This is a genomic window from Hydrogenimonas cancrithermarum, assembly GCF_030296055.1.
Lineage (GTDB): Bacteria > Campylobacterota > Campylobacteria > Campylobacterales > Hydrogenimonadaceae > Hydrogenimonas > Hydrogenimonas cancrithermarum.
On the sequence record NZ_AP027370.1, the window covers coordinates 1,913,746 to 1,936,992 of the forward strand.

The following is a 23,247-nucleotide window of genomic DNA, read 5'->3' on the forward strand; positions in this document are numbered from 1 at the left end:
CGCTTATCCAATGTGGCGTGCAACGAGCTGTGCGATCTGCTGAGCCGGCAGCGCACCGCTGACACGGTCGACTTCCTGCCCGTGTTTGAAGACGATGATTGTCGGAATGCCACGGATGCCGAAGGGGGCGGCGAGCTGCTGGTACTGTTCGGTGTTGACCTTCGCGAACTGCGCCTTGAGCGGAAACTGTGCCGCCGCCTCTTCGTAAGCCGGTGCCATCATACGGCACGGCCCACACCACGGCGCCCAGAAGTCGACGACGACCGGAATGTCGCTCTTTTGTATATGGGTTGGGAACGTTTCGGGCGTCAGTTCCACCGGGTGGGTATCGAGTAGGGACTGTTTGCAGTGGCCGCAGTTGGCTTTGGTGTAGTGATCTTTCAGCGGAATGCGGTTGACTTTGTGACAATGTGGACAGACTATGTGTATAGTGGACATATCGAATCCTCCTTTATGACATTCATTGAATTCCATTTACACCTATTTTACCTCAATTTTTGGAGCCTTTTTGTACAATAGGTACCAAAAAAGGGATAATTTTTGCAATTTGAAACCTATCCGTTTGAAAAACTGAACGTATTGCTCGAAAACATCGTACCGGATGCCCGGTACGATCCGATCGCATTGACGATCGGAGAGCCGCAGTTCGATACTCCGGCGTTCATCACCGAAGCGCTTTGCCAAAACGCGCCGCTTTTGAAAAAGTACCCCAAAACTTCCGGGGAACCGGACCTTCGGGAGGCGATGCGCGGATTTGTCAAACGCCGTTTTCATATCGAGCTGGACGACTCGCAGATCATCCCGACGTTCGGGACGCGCGAGTTGCTTTTCAACTTCCCGCAGTTCCTTCTCTCCGATATCGACGAACCGATGATGGCCTACACCAATCCCTTCTACCAGATTTACGAAGGGGCGGCGATCGCCTCGGGTGCGAAGGTGTTACACCTGCACCTGACGAAAGAGAACGACTTTCTGCCGCGCATCGATGAAACGGAGCTTGCCGGCTGCGATCTGGTCATTCTGAATTTTCCGAACAACCCGACCGCTTCGGTCATGGATCTTCAGACGATGGCCGAGTGGGTGAAACTGGCACTCGAATATGATTTCGTTCTGCTCAACGACGAGTGTTACAGCGAAATCTATACCCATGTCCCGCCGCCGTCGCTGCTGCAGGCGTCGATCGAGGCGGACAACCCGGCCTTCAAAAACGTGTTGGTCATCAACTCCGTCTCCAAGCGCTCCAGTGCACCGGGGCTGCGCAGCGGCTTCATCGCCGGGGACGATCGGATTTTACGCGAATATATGCGTTACCGTACCTACGTCGGCTGCGCTTCGCCACTGCCGCTGCAGATGGCTGCCGCCGCTGCGTGGAGCGATAACGAGCATGTCATCGCGTTTCGTGAAAAGTACAAAGAAAATTTCGAGATCGCCCGTGAAGTGCTGGGGATAAAAATACCGGAAGCGACGTTTTACATCTGGCTCGAAGTGGGTGACGAATTGGAGTTTACGAAGCGTCTCTACGAGCGCTACAACGTCAAAGTTCTTCCCGGAAGCTTCCTCGGGCGCGAAGGGATCGGCCAGGGGTTCGTACGCATCGCGTTGGTCGAAAACGCCGAACGAACGCTGGAAGCGGTCAAGCGGGTGAAAGCGTGCCTGGAAGCGTGCTGATTTTGTGGTGCGTGACGTCAGTTGAATAAAAAAGGAGAAAGTATGCAATCGAACGAATTCGAAGATTTGAAAAACAATCCTCAGTTCATGCTGGAGCTGGGACAGAAAGAGGAGGCGGCCGTAAAGGCCAAGGATATCGTCGGCATGTACGAAGTGCTCGATACGGCGGTGATGCTCGACCTCTCGGCAGAGCGGCTGGACCGCATCTATACCGAGATTTTACAGACGGTTTTCGACCGCCTGGCCGACAAGCTGACCAAAGAGCAGTTTTTCGACATCAACGATCAGCGTGATCTCTACACGATGCGAGGCATCTATGAGCACGGCATCGAGCGTTACAGTGACAACGACTTCAAAGGGGCCAAAGAGATTTTTTTGATTCTGCACCATACAGCCAATGACGAGACGCTGAGCAAAGCAATGATGCCGCACATCGCCGCTGCGGCGTCGCAGATGAAGTTCGACGATTTCATCGACGAACTGGTCGATGTGGAGAATCCCAACGACAGCGAGACCTACGGCTTTTTCCTGACCAACTTCAAGCCCTCCGTCGAAGGGTTCATGAAAGAGAAGGCCGAAGCGCTCGAAAGCGCGCTAAAAGAGCTGGAAACGCTTAAAAGTGAGAAGTGAGAAGTGAGAAATAGGAAGTTTTTTTCGACAGGTTTCCGATCTCGTGAGCGGGGCGAAGGGTGAAGATTCATTTCATCGGTATTGGCGGTATCGGGATTTCGGCACTGGCGAAGTTCATGGCGGGCGAGGGGCACACCATCAGCGGATCGGATATCCGCCAGAGCGAGATTACCGACGAGTTGGCACTCAAGTTTGGCGCCAAGATTACGATACCCCACCATGGCGATGCGGTGGATGGGGCGGATATGGTGATCCACTCCGCGGCGGTACGAAAGAACAATCCCGAGTATCTTCGCGCAAAAGCGCTGGGAATTCCTCTTTATGCACGCAAAGAGGCGCTGAAGTTCATTCTGAAAGATAAAAAAGTCTATGCCGTCGGCGGGGCGCACGGAAAGAGCACGACGTCGGCGATGCTGGCCGAGCTTTTGCCTCAGAGCAACGCCATCATCGGCGCCATCTCCAAAGCTTTCCACTCCAATGTCCGTACCGCTTCCAACGACGAAGTGGTTTTCGAAGCGGACGAGAGCGATGCCAGTTTTCTCAACTGCAACCCTTACATGGCGCTCCTCACCAATGTCGAACCGGAGCATATGGAGTACTACGAGTACGATCTCGATCGTTTCTACGGTGCGTATGAGAAGTTTCTTTCGCTGGCCAAAGTGCGTGTCATCAATGCCGAGGACCCTTTTTTGTCCGGGCTTTCGATGGAGAGCGTCAAACTCTATCCGAGCCGTGACATTCGCGATATCGAATATGTTCTGATTGGAGATGAACCGCATACCCGTTTCAGATTGAAAGATCTGGGGCTTTTCGACGTATTCGGAATCGGAGAGCATATCGCGCTCGATGCGGCATTGGCGATACTGGCTGCACTCCATGAGGGGCAGAGCCCCCAGGCGATTCGTGAAAATCTTCGTAACTACAAAGGGATCAAAAAACGCTTCGATATCATCGAAAATCGCGATGAGTGCGTCGTGATCGACGATTACGGCCACCACCCGACCGAGATCAAAGCGACGATGGATGCGCTTCGACACTACGCTGCCATGCGGGGATTCAAAAAGATCCGTGCTATCTGGCAGCCGCACAAATACAGCCGCACGATGGACAATCTTCAGGGCTTTGTCGACTGCTTTTCGGGGGCCGACGAATTGGTGATTTTGCCTATCTGGGCGGCAGGCGAAGTGGAGGTTCCGATCGACTTGAAGGGCGCTTTTTCAGGCTATGAACTGACGATGGCGGAAGGTGTGACGAAAGAGGGGGGCGCTGTGAAAATCGTCGATGCACACGGACAGACGATCAGGCGGTTCGACCGCGATCTGATCGTCGCTTTCGGAGCCGGCGACATCACCTACCAGATCCGGGGGTTGAAGTGATGGATGAGGGGTTGAAGATCGTCAAACAACTCGATCTGACAGGCTATATCGAGAAGTTCGAGGGATTGCTCGCCCGGCCGAAACCGCTTTTTATCGAGGGGGACAGAGCACTGCACTTCAGGTTTATCCGTGCGCTCGAGGATGTGGAGTTCAAAGCGCCGCCGAAGGTAAAAAATCTGGACGAGCTCTGGATGCGCCTTGGCAAACAGGGGGTTTTGGGCCTGGATGAAATTTTCGAAGCCGTCAAGGTCGTCCGATATTTCCGCTATCTCAAAAATATTCGCATCGAAAACGAGCTCGGTGCATGGCTTGGAGAGATCGATGTTCCCGAAGCGATCGTAGAGATCGACCGGATGTTTGACGAAAAAGGGCAGCTCGCCGACAGTGTCGACGAACGGCTCGCGTCGCTCAAAGCGTCGATGAAGCAGAACCGCGAAGCGATCCGGCAAACCCTCTCGAGAATGCTGAACAGCTCCAAGCTCGGGCCGTATCTGGTCGATCGGCAGATTCACTATGTCAACGATGAAGAGGCACTTCTGGTGCGCGGCGGCTTCAACCATGTGATGAAAGGGACCGTCATCGGCCGTACGACAGCCGGCTTTTTCTATGTCCTGCCCGAAGCGATAAGCAAGCTCAAAGAGAAGGAGTCGGGGATTGTCAGCCGTCTGGAGGAAGTCTATTACGAAATCGCAAGAAAAACGAGCCAGACGATGGCTGGATGGTTGAAGTTCTGGCGCTTCATCGACAAGGCGTTCGATCGGTTCGACCACTATCAGGCACGGATGCAGATGGCGCGGCTGGGCGATCTGTCGTTCGTGCTTCCGGGCAACGGCGATGCGATAAAGCTGGCTGACTTCGCTCACCCCGCGTTGGCCCATCCCAAGCCGGTGACGATCGATTTTTCAAAAGATGTGCTGATGATCACAGGGGTCAACGCCGGCGGCAAGACGATGCTGCTTAAATCGATTCTGGCATCAGCATGGCTGGCCAAATACCTTCTGCCGATGAAGTGTGATGCCAAAAAGAGCAAAATCGGCAGTTTCAAGACGATCGAGGCGATCATCGAAGATCCGCAGAATGTCAAAAACGACATCTCCACGTTTGCCGGGCGGATGCGTCAGTTCTCACGCCTCTTTTCGCAGCAGGGTGTGCTGGTCGGGGTTGACGAGATCGAACTGGGTACCGACAGCGACGAGGCGGCGAGCCTTTTTAAAGTGATGATCGAGGAGCTTGTCAAACGGAAGGTCAAGATCGTCATCACGACCCACCACAAGCGGCTTGCGGCGATGATGGCGGGAGATGACCGGGTGGAGCTCGTGGCGGCGGTTTATGATGAAAAGAATCAGAGGCCGACCTACACTTTCTTGCAGGGGATCATCGGCAAGAGTTACGCTTTCGAAACGGCCGAACGCTACGGCGTGCCAAAAAATATCGTCGCCAAAGCGCGCATCGAGTACGGGGAGGACAAGGAGAGGCTCAACGAGTTGATCGAGCGCTCCAGCACGCTCGAAAAAGAGCTTCGCGAAAAACGCGAGCAGCTCGAGCGCGAAATCGAGGCACTTGAACGCGAGAAAGCACGCTACAAAGAACTCAACGATACGCTGGAGAGCGAACTGTACGCAAAAAAACGCGAGCTCGAAGCGATCTACCGCGAAGCGACGAAACAGGCGCGTGAAGCGCTGAAGCAAAAAGATGAAAAGGCGATCCACCGCCAATTGAACCGGGCACACAAAACGGTGCAGAAAGCGAAAATCGAAGCCCCAAAGCGGATCGAGACCTTCGCTGTAGGTGACCAAGTGAAATATCGAAAGAATCGCGGCACAATCATCGCGCTCAAAGCCAAGGAGGCGACGATCGAGATCGACGGGATGAAACTGCGGGTGCCGCTAAGCGAGCTGAAACGCTCCGGAAACCCGCCAAAAGCCCCGAAAAAGAAGCAGGCAACGGTCTCCCTGGAGCGTTCACAGGCAAGTGCGGGGGTCAAGCTCGATCTACATGGACTGCGGGCCGAAGAGGCGATCGAGCGGCTCGACAAGTTTCTTTCCGATGCGCTGTTGGCGGGGTTTGACGAGGTGCTGGTCTACCATGGGATCGGAACCGGACGGCTGGCGCATGCCGTGAGGAGTTTTCTCAAAGAGCATCCGAGTGTGAAGGGCTTTCACGACGCCCCTCAGCATATGGGAGGTTTCGGAGCGACGGTTATCGAGTTGTAATGGCGGTCCCGGCGGAACGCCTCACCCTTTTAGGCGACGATCCGGTTGCGGCCGGCGGCCTTGGCTGCATAGAGTTTTTCATCCGCTCTTTTCAACATGGTCTGAAGGTCGTACCCGCATTCGTCGGTATCGGTCACGCCGCCGCTGAACGTAAAGGAGACCTCTCCTTCCGCCGTATCGATGACCCCTCTTTCTTTTACGATCGCCTGGAGGCGTTTCGCGATTTTCAATGCATCCGACCGGTTTGTGTATGGCATGAGAACCATGAACTCTTCACCTCCAAGCCGAAATGCGAGATCGCCTTTTCTGAGATGTCCCGAGATGAGAGTCGCGAAATGTTTGAGGATTCTGTCTCCGATATCGTGGCCATACCGATCGTTGATTTTTTTAAAATAGTCGATATCGAGGTATAAAACGGCGACGGGGTAAGCGTGGCGCTTCGCTCTGGCGAGTTCCGCTTCACCTGTCTCTTCGAGATAGTAGCGGTTGTAGAGGCCAGTCAATTGGTCGGTGATGGCCATCGTATAGACCTTTTTCTTTTCGTTTTCGAGCCGATAGACTTCAACCTCGCGTTTCGCGATGACATCGACGGCGATTTCGAATTTTCTCAACATATTGAGAATCTCCTCGGATGTTTCGAACGCCGGGTCGAGTGCGAACATTCCGATGCCCGTCACCTTCTTTTTGTAGTTTCGAATCGGGAAAAGGTAGAGCTTTTTGGGTGTGTCGAAGCGGATACACTCAATGATCTCGCTTCCCATGACCAACCTCTTCTGCTTGTAGAAAGTTTCGGAAAACTTATTGAGAATGTCCTCTTTCCGCCGATTGCAGGGAACGACGGTATCGTTGTCCGAGTCGAGTTTTATAAAGTAACTGTTGTCGATAAGCACAAGTGCAAGGATACGCGATATGGGGAAAACTTTTTGCATGATCTTCAAAATGTGCTGCGTGTCCCTGTGAAAACTGTCGAAAAATGCCGCCGCTTCGAAAACCTCCGGCATGATGGCGTTGATTTTGGAGATGAGTTCGATCTTGCGGGTTCCGCCATACTCCAGGTAGATACCGCACTTGAGGTTCCTGAGCTCTTTGATGAGGAAGGGAATGAACGCTTTTTTTATAATCGATCCGTGCTGCGGTGCAATGAGGGAGAGTGGATATTTTTCAATATTGTCCAGACCGTGGTTGACGATTTCCGTCGCCGGCATATAGTGGGTGTGAAATGGGATCATCGCTTGGAAATAGGATTTTTCGTCTGTGGCGAAGAGTGAGAAATTTTCGGTGACGGCGCCGAAAATATCGCTTGAAAAGAGAATCTCTGTCTGGACATCGTAGGTACAGATAGCGCCGGGGAAGTGCATGTAGGGGGTGAAGATGAATTTTATGCGGCGATCACCTGCGACAAGTTCCCAGTTTTCGGCCTGCACTTCGTAAAAATCGAGCCCCCAGTCGTAGTGCTCCAAAAGTTCGGCACTGCGCCAATGGGTGACAAGCTGCCGACCCTCCGTTCCTATCTCCGCAAGCAGGTCTTCGATGCCCGATGTTATGTCGGGGTCGGGATGCTGACAGACGATGTATTTGATATGTTCGAGCGGGAGGATACGGCGAATCTTTTCTCTACTGTGGGGCCATGTCAATTTCGAACCGGGATCGATCAGAATACTTCGATCTCCGTTTTCGATCAAATAGACATGGCACTGAAAGGGGTCGTTTTCAAGAAGATGGCCGACCCACCAGATTTGTGGCGAGATTTCGATCGGTCCAGTAAGGTCATTTTCATGGTTGAATGGGGAAATGGATGGTGAAACTTTCATGATAGAGATAGGATAGCATAAATGGTTTCATGAACACCTTAGCGATATAAAAGAAAAATCGTCGTAAACTTTATTCAATCACTGGATTTTGCGCACGATGCCTACAGCGTGTCGTATAATGTGCAGCGTCAGTCGATAACCGTTTCAAGGATTTCCATGGAAAAAATACATAACCTTGTGATTGTCGGAGCCGGCCCTGCCGGAATCGCCACGGCAGTCGAGAGCTATATACTCGGTATCCGCGATATTGTCGTGCTGGAGAAAGATGAAAACCACAACGCGACGATCCGGAAATATTACAAAGAGAATAAACGGGTCGACAAAGATTGGAAAGGCCAGAAGGTCGAACTCGACGGCAACATCTACTTTATGGATGGAACGAAAGAGAGTACGCTCGATTTTTTCGACGAGATTATCGCCTACCACTCCGTAGAACTCCGCACCCATACCGAGGTGCAGAAGATTCTCAAAAAAGAGGGCCATTTCGACGTGATGATTCCCGGCGGGAGCATCAAGGCACGCTATGTGGTAGTGACGATCGGACGGATGGGAAAACCGAACAAGCCCGATTACAAAATTCCTCCTTCTATCAGAAAAAGGGTCAACTACACCCTCGATGAGTGCAGTGAAGGTGAAAAGGTTCTTGTGGTGGGGGGCGGCGATTCGGCGGTGGAGTATGCCGTGGACCTGGCGGAAAAGAACAGCGTGACGATCTGTTACCGTAGAGAGACGTTCAGAAGAGCGAACCCGACCAATCAGACCGCGATCGCCAATGCGATTGCACACGGCGAAGTACGTCCCTATCTAGGTGTCAATATTGAAGGGTTGGAAGAGGATAATGGCAAAGTCCGTGTACTTTTTTCCGAGCGTGAGGCCGAAACGTTCGACCGCATCGTCTATGCTATTGGCGGTACGACACCGAGCGCTTTTCTACAGGGGTCGGGCATCCGTATCGAAGAGGGAAAACCGGTCCATGACGAAAATTATATGACGGATGTGCCGGGCCTCTATGTCGCGGGTGACATAACACAGGAATCCGGCGGTTCGATTGCGTTGGGGCTTAACCATGGCTATGCCATAGCACAACACATTATGGAACACATGAAAGTGTGTGAAGGATGTAAACAATCTATTGTAAAATAGATTCGCACTATGCATTATTCGGTGGCGTATGGTGTGTAATGTCAGAAAATACAACAGGAGATAAATGAGAGATTTTTTCAGGTCCCTCCTTAAAAATATAAAGACGATTCCATCCGACTCGGATATACTTCATCAATTTCTTAGGGAACAGGTTTTGATCACGCTCTGTTCGAAGGTTCCTCTAACGATGAGTGCATCGATCGTGATCGCGACAAGTTTGCTGATGCTTCTTTGGTCTTTCGTCGATCATCTGCTGATAGGGATCTGGTATGCTCTTGTGCTTTTTCTTGCACTCGAACGGATATACAATGCTTTTAAAGGATGTAGATACGGTGATAAATCGCTGGAAGCGCGTTATCAGCGATTCCGGATCGAAGCGGTGATGATGGCGGGTCTTTGGTCGTTTGCCGCATTTGTATTCTATCCTGAAGGCCATTTCGAGTATGAACTGCTCCTGGCTCTGATCATCGCAGGAATGGCCGGTGGAGGGGCTATTACGCTCGGAATCGACCGAAGAATCGCCGATACCTACATCCTGATGGTATTGTCGCCATTGGCCTTGCGTTTCCTTATGTGTGCGGACAAAGCGCATTTCATTCTTTTCGTTATGACACTTGTATTCATGGTGATTTTTATGGTAAGCACTCGGCAGCTCAGTAAAATCCTCGAAAAGGGGATTCGTCAGCATGGGGAACTCGACGAGATTCAGGGGCGGCTCAACATGATTTTGGATCAGACGCCGACGGGTATCTTCTATTACGACAGGAATTTCAGGATAGTCGATTGCAATCAAGCATTTTCACAGTTGTTGAAAGTCGAAAAAGAGAAGATTGTCGGGTTGGACCTGAATACGCTCGAAGACAGAAATTCATTGAAAATCCTTCGACAGGTCATCGATGGAAAGAGAACGTTGCGATATGACGGCCCCTATAAAAGCATGATGAGCCATAGAGAGATTTGGGTCAGTGCGGTGGTCGCACCGCTGATCGATCCTTCGGAGAGAATTCTTGGAGCCATCGCGGTTATCGAGGACAAGACCAACGAACATAAAGCGCTCGAAAAAGCCGAGTTTCTCGCTTTTCACGATGCCCTTACCTCGCTTCCGAATCGTAAGCTGCTGGGAGACCGGTACACGCTGCAAGTAGCGCAGGCGGAGCGGAAAGGCTCTTTTTCCGCGCTTCTTTTTCTCGATCTTGACCGTTTCAAACATGTCAACGATACCTATGGCCACAAAATAGGCGACGAGCTTCTGAAGGAGACTGCTGCGAGATTGAAGGAGATTTTCAGAAGAGGCGATACGGTTTGCCGTCTCGGCGGCGACGAGTTCATCATCTTTTTGCCGATGATCTCTTCGGACTTGAACCGAAGCATCGACCATACCAGCCAGGTTGCGAAAAAGATTCATAAAGAGCTGGCACAGCCCTATGAAATCGATGGCCATCAGCTCTTTATCTCGACGAGTATCGGAGCTGTGATGATTGGTGGCAGTCGCGAAACACTCGACGAGGTGTTGCGTTGTGCGGATATCGCGATGTATCATGCAAAAAAAATGGGGCGAGGGGTGACGAGTTTTTATGAAGTAGAGATGGATGAAAAGATCAAGACAGCCATTAGAATGGAGCATGATCTGCGCCACGCTATCGACCGTAACGAGTTGAAGCTCTTTTTTCAGCCGATAGTCGATATTCGGACAGAGGAGATCTATGGAGCCGAAACGCTGTTGAGATGGCACCACTCCTCCGGAAAGATGATCTCTCCTGCCGATTTCATTCCGGTCGCGGAAGAGTCGAAACTGATCCACCAAATAGGGCGATGGGTGATAAAAGAGGCATGTCGTAAGATCGGAGAGTGGAGTGAAAAGGGGCGGCTCCCGATCCGTTATGTCAGCATCAATCTCAGCTCGAAGCAACTTGCCCACGGCAGTTTCTTCGATGAAACGATGGCGGCGATTCGCGATAGCGGTATCGATCCAAAGTGTATCAAATTCGAGATTACCGAAAGTGTGTTGATGGATGAAAGTGAACAGACCCAGAAGATAATCAGCCGTTTCAATCGCGAGGGGATCGGATTTTTGATCGATGATTTCGGAACGGGTTACTCATCGCTATCTTACCTCAAACGTTTCAAATTCGAATCGATCAAAATCGACAAGTCGTTTATTCACGATATTTTGAGCGATGAAGACGATGTTGCACTGGTCCGGGCGATTCTCGACATCGCCAAGCAGTTCGACTACCGGGTTATCGCAGAGGGTGTCGAGAGCGAAGCACAACGTAAAAAACTGGAGGAGATGGATCGAAATATGTTTTATCAGGGATATCTTTTCAGTAAACCGCTCGATGCGGACCGGTTTGCCAAAATGTTGAAAGGAGAAACATGATCAGGAGAGTAGTGATAGCGATAATGGTCCTCTCTTTCGGACTCTCTGCCGCTACAGCCGGCGATACGGTATTTGAAAACGAAATCGTTGCAGATGGAATACCTCTGAAACTCAACGGATCGGGTGTTAGAGAAAAGTTCTGGATCGATCTGTATGCCGTGGGGCTCTATCTTCCCAAAAAGGAGCGTGACGCACAGAAAATTTTGGAAGCGAAGGAGCCACAGCTGCTGCGGCTGGTTATCGTCTCCTCTTTTATATCGGACAAGACGATGAGAAAAGGGATCATGGAGGGATTCGAAAAAGCGACAGGAGGAGATCTTGCGCCACTGAAGTCCCGTATCGCAAAATTCGTCGAGTCGTTTGCCGACAGAATAGAGAAAGGGGATGTGTTCGAACTCTTTTATCGTCCCGGTTCCGGCCTCCTGATCGTAAAAAACGGAAAAGAGGTCGAAACGATCGAAGGAGACGACTTCAAAAGGGCACTTTTCGCGATATGGCTTGGGGATAAGCCGGCGCAAAAAAGGTTGAAAGAGAATCTGCTTGGAAAATAGCCTCAGATATCTTTTTTCTTCAGGTCACCGTGGTAGACGATATCCTCGGCACGGATGGAGTCGTCGTTGAGCATTTCCGGCACATTCGGCCCCATCTCCAGTTTCGAACGCTCCTCTTCCAGCTCCTCTTCACTGTAGGCCATCATCATATCGGCAGTGATGACGTGCGGTACGGCCTGAATCTGCTTGACTTTCGCGATCTCTTCGCTTACACCTTCACCTTCGACGGTAACGATGATCTTGCCGATCGATTTGTCGTGAAAATGGTAGTCGCAAAAATCAGCGGCTTTAAGCGCTTCGACAACTTCGTCGATATACTCTTGCCGAACCTGTACTACAATGCTTGATATGTTCATGGAATCCTCCAGATTAAGATGTGGTTGTCGTCGCTCGAACTGATGAGCGTTTTATTGTCGATGAAAATGATGTTGTTGAGTGTTGAGTGGGCACCTTTGAGCACAAGTTTGAGTGCTTTACTGCCATTGTCGTAGATTCCGATATCGTTATCTTCGTTATAACCGAATGCACTGAGTGAGGCATCAGGGTTCAATGCACCTGCATAGACAAGGAATGTTGTTGGGTAGATGATCATTCGATCGTTTTTGAGATCATAAAGAACCGCTTTCCTGTCCTGTCCGCAAGCGAGGATTCGGTTATTCTTGAAATCGACTTTGAAGACATTGTCCTTGTTTCCCCCTTCCAGAGTTTTGAGCACTTTACCACTTTTTACGTCAGTTACGTAGACAATCCCGGATTCGCAGCTGCTTGCCACCCGTGAATGGTCTTCGTTGAGTTGGAAATCGGAGAAGACAGAAAGGCTCAGTTTGTTGTGGTAAAGTACTTTTTGGGTGCTGATTTCAAAGAGCATCAGTTCATTGTCCATCGTCGCGATGAGAAGGTGGTCGTTGTCGACAAAACGGACTTCTCTCATGGGAATATGAGATTTTTCATCGATCAGTTTCATCAGTTTGTCATGATCGTAAAGATATAAAACGCGTGCTCCCTCTTCGGCCTGCACCTGAATGAGAAGTTTGGAGGCGTCGGCGTTGGCATCGACTCCGAATACTTTCGGTTTCATTAGATCGCCCATGAAATCGTGAATGGGATCGAATGATATTTTGTTTAGAAGTTTTCTCGTTTTCCAATTATAAATCTCTACGGTTCCTGCATCGGTAGCGACATAAAGATTCGCAGTGTTGATCGAAATGTCGATGACGTTACCTTCGACGTCAATCGAGTGAAGTGGTTTTACAATGGGTGCCGCAACGGAAAGAAGAATGGTCGTGAAAAAAAGCAGTAAATATTTCATCTCTTTTTACCTTTGGTTGACGGATGTGATTTCGATCGCTTCGGTCGGGCAAACAGATAGACACCAGCTGCAGGCTGTACATTTCTCCATATTGATTTCCGGCCTAAAAAGGCCAAGAAAGACGATGGCATCCTCAAGGCATGGGTCTTTGCAACTGCTGCACATCACCTGGTGCCAGGCGATACATTTTAGTACATCGATCTCGACTTTGGCATCGATATAGTTTACCGTTTTATCGCTTAAAACATTGGCTTCGCAAGCTGATAGACAGGCATCGCAGAAGGTACATCCCCGTTTTTGAAACGAAAGTTCCGGCGTACCGTCATCGCGTATATGAATGATATCTTCTTCGCACACTTTGGCACAGGGTTTTTCAATGCACTCGGGACAAAGTTTGAGAAAAAGATTGGCATCATTGTTATAAGGAGGTCGTACGATTGGTCGTTCACGCTCCTTTTTTCCTTTGATTGCCGAGGAGAGCGAGGCGAAAACGCCCCGTCTCTTTGGATCGGTCATCTTATTTAACACCTTCGTTGAGTGTATCTATGAGATTGGATCTTTTCTTCTCGTTCGGATTTCTATAATCGGGCTGGAAAGTATTTTTGACCAGCGGTTTGACATTGGCCTGGGGAACGTGACACTGTGAGCAGTTGAAACGCTGTTGTGCCAGATGGTCAAGTTTCTTTTGGGTTCTGAAATCCATGAAGTGTGTCGGTGGAATCGGTGTCGCGCCGACGCTCGATGCGACTTCTGGCATATGGCATCCCAAACATGCATTGTTGTTTCTCGTGATCGGAAGAAGACCATCCACGCTATGCGGAATGAGCGGTGGTGCATTCTCGTACGATCGCTCGAAGCGTTTTGCCGTACCGGGTGCCGCCGTAACATCCACTTTCTTGACCGGCGCGACACCTTTTTCGGTGTAGAGGTTCTCTTTGCGAAGACCAAGCTCCTCTTCCGTCACTATCGTATTGGAAGTGGCACTTTTTGTACTTTGGGCACTGCTCTCTTGCGATTTATCGGCACAAGCACTCATGCTCAATACCAATGCGGCCGAGAGCGCCATTAGAATCGTTTTTTTCATTGTTTTTCTCCTTTGGCTTTACGCGTTGTAAAATCTCTTATACTAAATCCAAGTGCGTCATCGTCACATACTTCAATGCAGCGTGCGCAGTTGACACATTCGCCCATGTTCACGGTTGTACTCTCTTTCCCAATCATGAAAAGGACCTCGGTTTCGGGGCATACATCTTTACATTTCATACAGAGCGTACAGTTGGGCTGGTTGTGGCGAACACGGATTAGACTGAAGCGGCCGATCAGGGAGTAGAAACCTCCAAGTGGGCAGATATGACCGCACCAGCCGTTTTTGACACCGAAAAGATCGAAAAGAAAGATCGCAAGCAAAACGCCGCCGCCCATCCCCATACCGAAGATGATACCCCGGTTGAAGATCGTGATTGGGCTGACTAGCTCGAATGCCGCCAGGCCGGTCAGTGCCGAGATGATAAGTGATAGGCCTAGAACCCAGTAGCGGGCATTTCTGCTGACCCACACCTTTCTTTCGGTTTTGTCCAGCAGCAGCACACGACGCATCCAGTTGGCAAGGTCGGTGACCATATTGACCGGACAGACCCAGCTGCAAAAGGCACGGCCTCCGATAATGCCGTAAAAGAGCGTGATGATGGCAGCGCCGATAAAGACGTTGATGCCCATCATCGCACCAGCTGAAAGCATCTGCAGTACCGCAAATGGATCGGCCAACGGAATTTTGTCGAAGAGCAGCGATGCACTAAGTGTTCCCTTGAGGACGTTCCAGCCATAGGCGTTGCCGGCGAAATAAAGAAAGAGCAGCCCGATTTGTGTGATTCGGCGCAATATTAGATATCGCATTTTAAAGAGCTTATTCATTAAAGAGCTCCTCATCCATATTCAGGTAATCCTGCGGTTTCTTTTCACTGCGTTCGGTTTTGGTCTTGAGCTCCTGAAGATTGCGTTGTTTGATACGCTCCTGATCTTTTTCACTCCACCCTTTGACGTAGTAGTCACCCGGTTTTCCCATCGCGACTTCGCGCGGCAGGACAAAGATGGCCGGCTTTTCTGTCACACAGGCGTGTTCGCACAATCCGCACCCGGTGCAGTGATCGGCATGGACGATGGGAACCAGCTTGGCATGTTTTCCGGTCCGTTCATTTCGGATAAACTCGATTGTGATCGCCTCGCCGAGAATCGGACAGGCCCGGTAGCATGCATCACACTGAATACCCCAATAAGCGATACACGATTCATGGTCGACGAGGGCAAGGCCCATTTTCGACTTGTTGATATCGAGTACTTTTTTTCCGTCTACGACGCTCGAGACCGAATCCTCATCCAGTGCACCTGTCGGACAGACGGGTACGCATGGAATATCCGTACACATATAGCACGGAATATCCCTCGGGATGAAATAGGGTGTTCCCATCGGTTTTCTATCACCTGGTTTCGCCATGATCAGTGTGTCATAAGGACATGCTTCTGCACACTGACCGCACTTGATGCATGTACGGAGAAAGTCGTCTTCAGCCAAAGCACCCGGTGGGCGTAGTGTCAAAGGCGCCGATTTGGCTTCCTCGACATAGCCTGTCCAGACGATGCCTCCAAGTGCGGAAAGGCCGATACTTTGAGCCATGATACTCAAAAAGCGCCGTCGCTCCGTCACTTTTGGTTTTTTGGTCGATTTGACTTTCTCTTGACGTTCGTTCACTTTATATCCTGTCTCTTTTATGCTTTATAGATCTTGACCGCACATTTTTTGTAGTCAGTCTGTTTGGACATAGGACATGTATGGTCGAGACAAACTTTGTTGATGAAGACACGTTCGTCGAACCAAGGTACGAAAACCAGTCCTCTCGGTGGTCTGTTACGTCCACGTGTCTCGATATGTGCTTTGACTTTTCCGCGTCGGCTTTCAACCCACACCATATCGCCGTCTTTCAGCCCTTTTGCTTTGGCGTCGAGTGGGTTCATATAGCAGAGTGCTTCTGGCATTGCACGGAAGAGCTCCGGTACACGCATCGTCATCGTACCACTGTGCCAGTGCTCAATCACACGGCCTGTACAAAGCCATGTATCGTACTCTTTATCCGGCTGTTCGGTCGGATCCATATATGGTCTGAAAAAGATCTTCGCTTTGTTGTGAAGGTCGACTTTCCCCATCGATGGATCGATTTTTTTGAGACTTCCTCGCTTGAGAACTTTGAGTGCAGGCCCATAGAATGCAAACTCTTCACCCGGTTTTGCGTGTTTGCGTGCATACGGATCGTACTTGACATTGAAGCGCCATGGTGTATCTTTTCCGTCGACGACAGGCCATCGGAGTCCACGTACCCGATGATAGGTATCGAAGTCTGCGAGATCGTGACCATGACCAAGACCAAATTTTCGATACTCTTCCCACAACGCTTTCTGGATAAAGAATCCATAACCTTTCCACGGTTTGCCGTCGCTTCCGAGGACGTTTCGGTTGTCACCGAAGACTTCACTGTTATCGAATCCTTCTCCGATCGGGTCATCCGCCTTGAAGCTTCTGTAATAATCGTTTGCGAAAAGGATTTCGAACATGGTTGTATCTTCGTTGTATCCCATCGCTTTCGCTTTTTCGATGACGTTTGGAAGTTTTTTGCCGCCTTTGATCGTCGCTTCACCCCATAGATCTTTGACGGTGAAGCGCTTGGAAAGCTCGACCCACTGCCATGTATCACTCATCGCGTCGCCGACAGGAACGACCTGCTGACGCCAGTGTTGCGTACGTCGCTCGGCGTTTCCGTATGCACCCCATTTTTCGTAGATCATGGCAGATGGTAGGACGAGGTCGGATACTTTTGCCGAGATACCTGGATAACCGTCGGATGTAACGATGAAACAGTCCATCTTTCGTGCCGCTTTGATCCAGTGGTTGGCGTTTGCGGAGTCCTGATAGGGGTTGCATACGTTGACCCATGCGAATTTGATTTTTCCGTCTTCGATCTGACGGTGAATATTCATGATATGCTGATAACCGACTGGGTTGATCGTACCTTCGGGCAGCTTCCATATTTTTTCGGTTATTTTTCGGTGTTTCGGGCTTTTGACAACCAAATCAGCTGGAAGGCGGTGGGTAAATGTACCGACTTCACGTGCCGTTCCGCATGCAGAAGGCTGTCCTGTGAGCGAGAATGCGCCCATGCCAGGTTTCGCCTGTTTGCCCAGAAGGAAGTGGACCATATAGGACTGTTCGTTGACCCACGATCCACGATAGTGCTGGTTCATGCCCATTGTCCAGAAGCTGACCATTTTACGGCTCTTATCGATGTAGAGATCACGAAGTGCCTCAAGTTTTCCTTTGAAAACTTCGATACTTTCGTCCGGATCACCTTTTGCGACGCTTGCAACATAATCCAATGTATATGGCTCAAGGCCTTTTTTGAACTCTTCGAAGCTGATCTCCCAGTGTCCGAGCGCATGGCCGCGATGGACCATTTTCATATTGTCGCCCGCTTTGTAGCCCAGAGGGGCGAGTCCGCCGGCTTCTCTTTCGGTTACTGTATGATTCGCTTCTTCTTTGATTGTTTCGAGCTCTTTGTCGCTGTATCCCAGTTTTTTCGCTTCGTCCGGCATTCTCATTCCATAACCGGTTTCGACGAATCCTGTCGCGAAAATCGTGTGTTTCTTGACAAAATCCCAGTCGATCACTTCCGGATGATTGTAGACGATCTCTCGTGCGAGATAGTTCCACATTGCGAGATCGGAGCCCGGTCGGAAGATGATCTCCATGTCGGCAAGGTCGGAACATCGATGTCGATAAGTGGAAATGTTGACGACTTTGACACGTTCGGGGTCAGAGAGTTTTCGATCGGTAACGCGTGCCCATAGAATCGGGTGCATCTCCGCCATGTTCGCGCCCCATGTTACGATCGTATCGGTGATTTCAATGTCGTCGTAGCAGCCGGCCGGTTCGTCGATACCGAATGTCTGGATAAATCCGACAACGGCAGAAGCCATACAATGGCGCGCGTTGGGATCGATGGCGTTGGAGCGGAAGCCCGCTTTCATCATTTTTGCGGCGGCATAACCCTCCTGAATCGTATATTGTCCCGATCCGAAGACCGCGACCGCTTCAGGACCACCTTCCTTCAGCGCTTTTCTAATGGCGCGCTCCATTTCATCGAATGCGCGCTTCCAGCTGACAGGGCGGAATTTTCCCTGTTTGCTGAAATTGCCTTTTTCATCCATTCGCAGAAGTGGCGTCGTAAGACGGTCGGCACCGTACATAATTTTCGCGTTGAAGTATCCTTTGATACAGTTCAGACCGCGATTGACAGGTGCTGCCGGGTCGCCTTTGACTGCAACGATCTTTCCTTCTTTGGTTGCGACCATGATACCGCATCCGGTACCACAGAATCGACAGACCGCCTTGTCCCATCGCCAGCCACTTTCGGCTGCACTGGCTTTGGCCTCTACTTCGGTAGGAACTGACATCCCAACAGCGCTTGCAGCCGTAGCGGCCGCCGCACTCTTGAGGAAGTCACGTCGTGACATAGATGACATATTTACCTCCTAATAAATTTGCACGTTTCTGGAATCACCAAGCGCCCAGATTCAAAGAATTATTTTAATTATTCCTTGAATCCAGGCACTAAGACTCCAACACAAATTTATTTTACATGAGTCCGACTGAATTCTTCTTGATTTATGTCAAAAATATTTATGAATGAGACAAAAAAACTAAATAATGAAAAAAAGATTAATATTATTTATTAACTTATCTATTATGAGTAAGATTGATTGCTTTTATAATCGAAGCTGAATTGTATGAAAAATCAGAATACTAAAGTCGAACACGTAGTTACGCTGGAAGAGAGTGTTTTTCGTTTGTTTTGAAAGAGGAGTGTTATAAATAGAAAGTTTCGAGACCCTCCTTGTCAAGAATAATAATCTCATCTTTCTGTTTTTCGATGAGGCCAAGTGTTGAGAGTTTTTTCAAAATTCGTGAAAGCGTCTCCGGTGTCATGTTCAAATCGGCGGCGATCATGCTTTTTTTGAGTTTTGAAATTTCATCACCATGCTCGCAGATAAATTTCGCTACTCTGGCCGTTGAATTCATCACCATATTGGTTGCAATGACGTTTTCTAGATATTTGATCTTTTTCGAAAGCGATTTGATAAATGCAAATGAAACCTCGGAATCTTTGAGAAACTCCTGCTCGAATGCTTCATAGTTTATGACTAGGGCTTTCCCATCGGTTTCGAATTCGGCGGATGCGGGGTAGCACATATGTTCAAGGTTGACAATTTCTGCAATCATGTCGATCGGGAAAAAGTGATGAAGGATCACTTTGTTTCCCTTTTGATCTGTTTTGTATACCTGTAATATACCATCAATGAGGATGATCAGAGATTTTGCTTTGTCTCCTTCGAAAAAAACGATCGATCCCTTTTTGTATTCCACAACATTGGAGATCTCTTCGAGACGTGCAAACTGCTTGTCGTCCAAATGACGAAAAAGATAGAATTTTTTTAATTGGCTCAGTATATTCATATCATGCATATCTTAAAAAAAGTCCGATGATGATCGAAAGCAATACCACGATCGAAAGCATCACAGGTGTATAGATTTTTTTCGGAATTGGATAGTGTCTATCGATCCATTCGGTAATTTTCATTGCAGGAAAAATCATGAAAAAGAGCATCACGATACTAAAGACTAAGGTGAGGACTATGTTCAAGATGTTTCCTTGCAAACTTTAATAATGCTGAGAAGTATAGAGTGAATTACCTAAGAAATAGTTTAGGGCAGTGTTGATGTAGGTCAAAATATTTCCAGCTAATCTATGTTACCATTGATTCCAAAAAACTGGGATTTTGAATGCAGAAATTTTTCTATCTCGAAGGCGGTTATCTGATTCTCGCTGCGGTCGTCCTGCTTGTGACACTCTTTGTGACAACGCGTCCATTTATGGGGAAAAATGCAAAGAAAAAGGGGTTGATGGCTGTTTCGGCCATTCTTGCAGTGATGATCGGCGGACACTACTGGGTAACGATGGATAGGATGGAGAAAGTGAAGCAGGCCTTTGAAAATGGGGATGAAATTATCTGTGAAAGCCGGCTGATTCGCAAAGGTGCCCAATCTATCATTCTTAAAAAAACTTTGGGATGGCGTATTGAAGGGGATTACTTTGTTTCAGACGCTTACAGTCGCCCTTTTTTTATGGCACGTTGCATCATATATAAAAAAGCTCAAAACAACATTTTGAAAAAGCCCTGAAATATGGGCTTTGAGCCCAACTATCTTAAAACCAACTAAAACAAAAAATTCATCTTCTAAATTACAAAAAAATCGCTTCTTCTTGATGTATGTCAATCCCAAATCCGATAAAAATTGTCATAATTGACGTATGCCTTGTTTGGGGTATATAACGAAAGGAGTGTCATGGAACCTGTGATCTATATGCCGCAGATTGCGTCGGATCAGTTTTTGGGAATATTTGTTGTGGCAACACTCGTACTGGTATTCGGGGTGGGTTTTGCTGCAGCGATTACACTCTCGAAAATGGGATTTATCTCCAGGAGATGGCAGCTTGTCGGCTATATATTCTGGATATTGCAGGCTTACAGTTTGTACGATCTCGCTGTTCGGATTCAAAGCAGTCCATTTACGACGAAAGTATTGTTGGTAGCGATGGTGGCGTATCTCTTTGCGCCGCATCTGTACTTCTACCTGATCGACGAGTCGGAAAAACGCTATGAATCCGCCAATGACGGACAACTATAAAAACAAAGGAGGAGTGATGAGCAAGAAGAGTGCTTCTGTCTGGACGAGTATACCGTTTTGGCGTCGTTCGGCAGCATGGGTAACCGGTACGGCAACCGTACTTTTGATCTGGCTAACGTTCGATACGATGGGGCAGATCGCAATGGGTAGCGATGCCGATCTTGAAAAAGGGATCAAACATAGGATTCCCGCTGCATCGGTCATCAACTATCATATCGATTATGTGATGGATGAAAAGCGTGGGCACGAGGTTCCGGTTATCGGAGAAAAAGAGCCGTTTTTCGGCAAAGAGTGGAGCAATCAGGAAGCGGCGGACCTGCTGCATCTTGGTAAACTCGCTTCACAGGCAAAAAACTGTATGAACTGCCATACGCTTCTGGGCAACGGTGCCTATTACGCACCGGATCTGACCAAAGCGTGGCTTGATACAAAATGGAATGATGGCACAATGACCGGTATTACCGGCAAAGAGACGAAAGAGGAAGCGATGGCGGAATTTTTGATGCATCCTTCCCGATATCCTACGCATGCGCGTATGATGCCAAACCTGGGAATTACGAAAAAAGAAGCGGTTGCGTTGGTTGCATTCTTGAAACATATGAGTTCTATCGATACCAACGGTTTCCCCCGTAACTTCTCCCAGTCTGCGAAACGTTTAGAAGGAGGTACACATGCTCACTAGTGCACATTTGAAGTATGAATCGCAAAAACTTGCGATGAACTATTTTCGCGTAGCGATCGTCCTGTTCGGCGCACAGTTGCTGATGGGTCTCATTGCCGCGATTCAATTTCTATATCCTGGGTTCTTGTTCGAACTTTTTGACTTCAGTGTCGCCCGGATGGTGCATATCAACGCACTTGTCGTCTGGATGCTTTTCGCCATGATCGGATCGGTCTACTACATGATCCCTGACGAAACGGGCGAAGAGGCTGTTGCGATCGGCCTTGGAAAGTTGGCATTCTGGGTTTTGACCGCCGCCGTTACGGTTGTCGTTCTGGTCTACATCTTTATACAGGTCGGGTCTGCAAGCGAAACGACAATCTGGTTCATCAATGAAGGACGCGAATATCTTGAAGCCCCACGCTGGGCAGACATCGGTATTGTCGTCGTCGTTCTTATCTTTTACTGGAACGTTTTCGCGACCTACATGAAAGGGCGCAGAACCGGTATTATGACCGTTATGGTTGCGAACCTTTTTGCCTTGGCGGGCCTCTATCTGTGCGGTATGTTCTTTACCGACAACATCTCCATGGACCAGTACTGGTGGTGGTGGGTCATTCACCTTTGGGTTGAAGCGACATGGGAAGTTTTCGTCGGTACACTTGCCGCATACGCCCTTATCAAGATTCTCGGTGCGAAACGAGAGATTGTCGAAATGTGGTTATGGATTGAAGTTCTGATGCTTTTTGGTTCAGGTATCCTTGGCCTCGGACACCACTACTTCTGGATCGGTACACCTGAGTACTGGTGGGAAATCGGTGCACTCTTCAGTGCCCTGGAACCGGTTCCGCTGGTTGCGATGTTCGTTCATGTCCTTTATGATTGGGGCAAAGAACAGGGGCATTGCGAAGCGAAAGGCAACGCGCATGCTATCAACAATACGCCTGCCATGGCATGGATTGCGGCCAACGCGTTCGGAAACTTCCTTGGTGCAGGTATCTGGGGATTTTTCCACACATTGCCACAGGTCAATATCTATACACACGGTACGCAGTTTACGGCGGCACACGGCCACCTGGCGTTCTTCGGCGCTTATGCGACGATTCTTATCGGAATGATGTATCTCGCTGTGCAGGGTGCATACGGTGTCAAAACTATGAAGATGACATTCAAGACAAAAATGTCGCTTTTCCTCATCATTTTCGGTGTACTCGGTATGACGGTCGCATTGACGATCGCCGGATATGAGCAGGTTCTCGTCGAACGTGCGGATCTTGGTGGCGGATGGGATGCATTCTTCATCGCACAGGAACTGCCTTGGTACGTACAGGCTCAGGCGTGGCGCTTGGTGATGGGCCTCGTCACCTTTGCGGGATTCGTTTATCTCGCATGGGACCTTTTGACTATCGGAAAAGTCACAGCTACTGAGGAAGCAGCTGAAGGCATGGCCGCTCAAGCGGCATAAAAGTGAGGAAGAGGTTGCTCTTCCTTACGATTTATATTTAATATAAGAATGAAAGGAGTAAACTATGTGGGAAGCATGTACAGATCTGGCATGCGGCAATTTGTTTGCATGGCTGAATCAAGGTCCGTTAACGCTTACGATCTTTTTGCATACGGTCATCGTCATCCCGATGTTCTTCATCTATTTTCAGGAGAAGAAACGTCTGGAACAAGGTGAGTAGCCTTCGGGCTGCTTTTGTGGGGAGGGCT

22 protein-coding genes are annotated in these 23,247 nt (G+C 49.3%); 12 read left to right on the forward strand and 10 right to left on the reverse strand.

Annotation, left to right across the window (positions count from 1 at the left end; translation table 11 throughout):
- Positions 1 to 3: 3 nt before the first annotated feature.
- The gene (trxC, locus tag QUD54_RS09885) at positions 4 to 438 is read right to left on the reverse strand and encodes a thioredoxin TrxC (protein ID WP_286336568.1); all 435 of its coding nucleotides are present in this window, start codon (positions 436 to 438) and stop codon (positions 4 to 6) included.
- A 102-nt stretch (positions 439 to 540) separates the two neighbouring features.
- Here trxC and QUD54_RS09890 point away from each other — a divergent pair, with 102 nt between their 5' ends.
- The 4 genes from QUD54_RS09890 to QUD54_RS09905 are packed head-to-tail and all read left to right on the forward strand — an operon-like array spanning position 541 to position 5,887.
- Positions 541 to 1,668 (forward strand): succinyldiaminopimelate transaminase, encoded by a 1,128-nt coding sequence (locus QUD54_RS09890; protein WP_286336569.1) that lies wholly within the window; start codon positions 541 to 543, stop codon positions 1,666 to 1,668.
- Between the two features lie 42 nt (positions 1,669 to 1,710).
- Positions 1,711 to 2,298, forward strand: coding sequence for a hypothetical protein (locus QUD54_RS09895; RefSeq protein WP_286336570.1), 588 nt, complete (start codon positions 1,711 to 1,713; stop codon positions 2,296 to 2,298).
- Between the two features lie 59 nt (positions 2,299 to 2,357).
- Positions 2,358 to 3,674: a UDP-N-acetylmuramate--L-alanine ligase gene (murC, locus tag QUD54_RS09900; protein WP_286336571.1), complete on the forward strand. Its 1,317-nt coding sequence runs from the start codon at positions 2,358 to 2,360 to the stop codon at positions 3,672 to 3,674.
- Positions 3,674 to 5,887 carry an endonuclease MutS2 gene (locus QUD54_RS09905; RefSeq protein ID WP_286336572.1) on the forward strand — a complete coding sequence of 738 codons (2,214 nt, stop codon included), beginning with the start codon at positions 3,674 to 3,676 and terminating at the stop codon, positions 5,885 to 5,887. Before murC ends, QUD54_RS09905 begins: the two co-directional genes overlap by 1 nt.
- A gap of 29 nt (positions 5,888 to 5,916) precedes the next feature.
- Here the strand turns inward: QUD54_RS09905 and QUD54_RS09910 are convergent, their stop codons facing one another.
- Positions 5,917 to 7,698 (reverse strand): oxygen-binding di-iron domain-containing protein, encoded by a 1,782-nt coding sequence (locus QUD54_RS09910; protein WP_286336573.1) that lies wholly within the window; start codon positions 7,696 to 7,698, stop codon positions 5,917 to 5,919.
- Positions 7,699 to 7,854: 156 nt separating this feature from the next.
- Between QUD54_RS09910 and QUD54_RS09915 the strand changes: the two genes are divergently transcribed.
- The 3 genes from QUD54_RS09915 (at position 7,855) to QUD54_RS09925 (ending at position 11,772) form a co-directional block, all read left to right on the forward strand.
- Positions 7,855 to 8,841, forward strand: a complete 987-nt coding sequence (locus tag QUD54_RS09915) for an NAD(P)-binding domain-containing protein (protein ID WP_286336574.1) — start codon at positions 7,855 to 7,857, stop codon at positions 8,839 to 8,841.
- 187 nt (positions 8,842 to 9,028) lie between these two features.
- A complete protein-coding gene (locus tag QUD54_RS09920; RefSeq protein WP_286336575.1) occupies positions 9,029 to 11,221 on the forward strand; it encodes a putative bifunctional diguanylate cyclase/phosphodiesterase in 2,193 nt (730 codons plus the stop codon).
- Positions 11,218 to 11,772: a chalcone isomerase family protein gene (locus tag QUD54_RS09925; protein WP_286336576.1), complete on the forward strand. Its 555-nt coding sequence runs from the start codon at positions 11,218 to 11,220 to the stop codon at positions 11,770 to 11,772. The genes QUD54_RS09920 and QUD54_RS09925 overlap by 4 nt, the downstream gene beginning before the upstream one ends.
- A gap of 2 nt (positions 11,773 to 11,774) precedes the next feature.
- Here QUD54_RS09925 and QUD54_RS09930 read toward each other — a convergent pair whose 3' ends face one another.
- From QUD54_RS09930 to QUD54_RS09965, 8 genes are all read right to left on the reverse strand, one after another.
- On the reverse strand, positions 11,775 to 12,128 hold the full coding sequence (locus QUD54_RS09930) for a chaperone NapD (protein ID WP_286336577.1): 354 nt from the start codon (positions 12,126 to 12,128) through the stop codon (positions 11,775 to 11,777).
- Positions 12,125 to 13,081: a WD40 repeat domain-containing protein gene (locus tag QUD54_RS09935; RefSeq protein ID WP_286336578.1), complete on the reverse strand. Its 957-nt coding sequence runs from the start codon at positions 13,079 to 13,081 to the stop codon at positions 12,125 to 12,127. The genes QUD54_RS09930 and QUD54_RS09935 overlap by 4 nt, the downstream gene beginning before the upstream one ends.
- 6 nt (positions 13,082 to 13,087) lie before the next feature.
- Positions 13,088 to 13,597 carry a ferredoxin-type protein NapF gene (locus tag QUD54_RS09940; RefSeq protein WP_286336579.1) on the reverse strand — a complete coding sequence of 170 codons (510 nt, stop codon included), beginning with the start codon at positions 13,595 to 13,597 and terminating at the stop codon, positions 13,088 to 13,090.
- 1 nt (position 13,598) lies between these two features.
- Positions 13,599 to 14,165, reverse strand: a complete 567-nt coding sequence (locus tag QUD54_RS09945; RefSeq protein ID WP_286336580.1) for a nitrate reductase cytochrome c-type subunit — start codon at positions 14,163 to 14,165, stop codon at positions 13,599 to 13,601.
- The gene (gene napH / locus QUD54_RS09950; RefSeq protein ID WP_286336581.1) at positions 14,162 to 14,992 is read right to left on the reverse strand and encodes a quinol dehydrogenase ferredoxin subunit NapH; all 831 of its coding nucleotides are present in this window, start codon (positions 14,990 to 14,992) and stop codon (positions 14,162 to 14,164) included. Before napH ends, QUD54_RS09945 begins: the two co-directional genes overlap by 4 nt.
- Entirely contained in the window at positions 14,985 to 15,827 is an 843-nt protein-coding gene (napG, locus tag QUD54_RS09955; protein WP_406600564.1) for a ferredoxin-type protein NapG, read from the reverse strand. Before napG ends, napH begins: the two co-directional genes overlap by 8 nt.
- Positions 15,828 to 15,844: 17 nt before the next feature.
- Positions 15,845 to 18,649 (reverse strand): nitrate reductase catalytic subunit NapA, encoded by a 2,805-nt coding sequence (gene napA / locus QUD54_RS09960; protein WP_286336582.1) that lies wholly within the window; start codon positions 18,647 to 18,649, stop codon positions 15,845 to 15,847.
- A 343-nt stretch (positions 18,650 to 18,992) separates the two neighbouring features.
- Positions 18,993 to 19,640, reverse strand: a complete 648-nt coding sequence (locus tag QUD54_RS09965; RefSeq protein ID WP_286336583.1) for a Crp/Fnr family transcriptional regulator — start codon at positions 19,638 to 19,640, stop codon at positions 18,993 to 18,995.
- Positions 19,641 to 19,967: 327 nt separating this feature from the next.
- Between QUD54_RS09965 and QUD54_RS09970 the strand changes: the two genes are divergently transcribed.
- The 5 genes from QUD54_RS09970 (at position 19,968) to QUD54_RS09990 (ending at position 23,219) form a co-directional block, all read left to right on the forward strand.
- A complete protein-coding gene (locus QUD54_RS09970) occupies positions 19,968 to 20,366 on the forward strand; it encodes a hypothetical protein (RefSeq protein ID WP_286336584.1) in 399 nt (132 codons plus the stop codon).
- 165 nt (positions 20,367 to 20,531) lie between these two features.
- The gene (locus tag QUD54_RS09975; RefSeq protein WP_286336585.1) at positions 20,532 to 20,873 is read left to right on the forward strand and encodes a hypothetical protein; all 342 of its coding nucleotides are present in this window, start codon (positions 20,532 to 20,534) and stop codon (positions 20,871 to 20,873) included.
- A gap of 16 nt (positions 20,874 to 20,889) precedes the next feature.
- Complete coding sequence (locus tag QUD54_RS09980) at positions 20,890 to 21,555, forward strand: c-type cytochrome (RefSeq protein WP_286336586.1); 666 nt, start codon at positions 20,890 to 20,892, stop codon at positions 21,553 to 21,555.
- Positions 21,545 to 22,999, forward strand: coding sequence for a cbb3-type cytochrome c oxidase subunit I (locus QUD54_RS09985; protein ID WP_286336587.1), 1,455 nt, complete (start codon positions 21,545 to 21,547; stop codon positions 22,997 to 22,999). The genes QUD54_RS09980 and QUD54_RS09985 overlap by 11 nt, the downstream gene beginning before the upstream one ends.
- A 64-nt stretch (positions 23,000 to 23,063) precedes the next feature.
- Positions 23,064 to 23,219 (forward strand): hypothetical protein, encoded by a 156-nt coding sequence (locus QUD54_RS09990; RefSeq protein WP_286336588.1) that lies wholly within the window; start codon positions 23,064 to 23,066, stop codon positions 23,217 to 23,219.
- Positions 23,220 to 23,247: the final 28 nt, after the last annotated feature.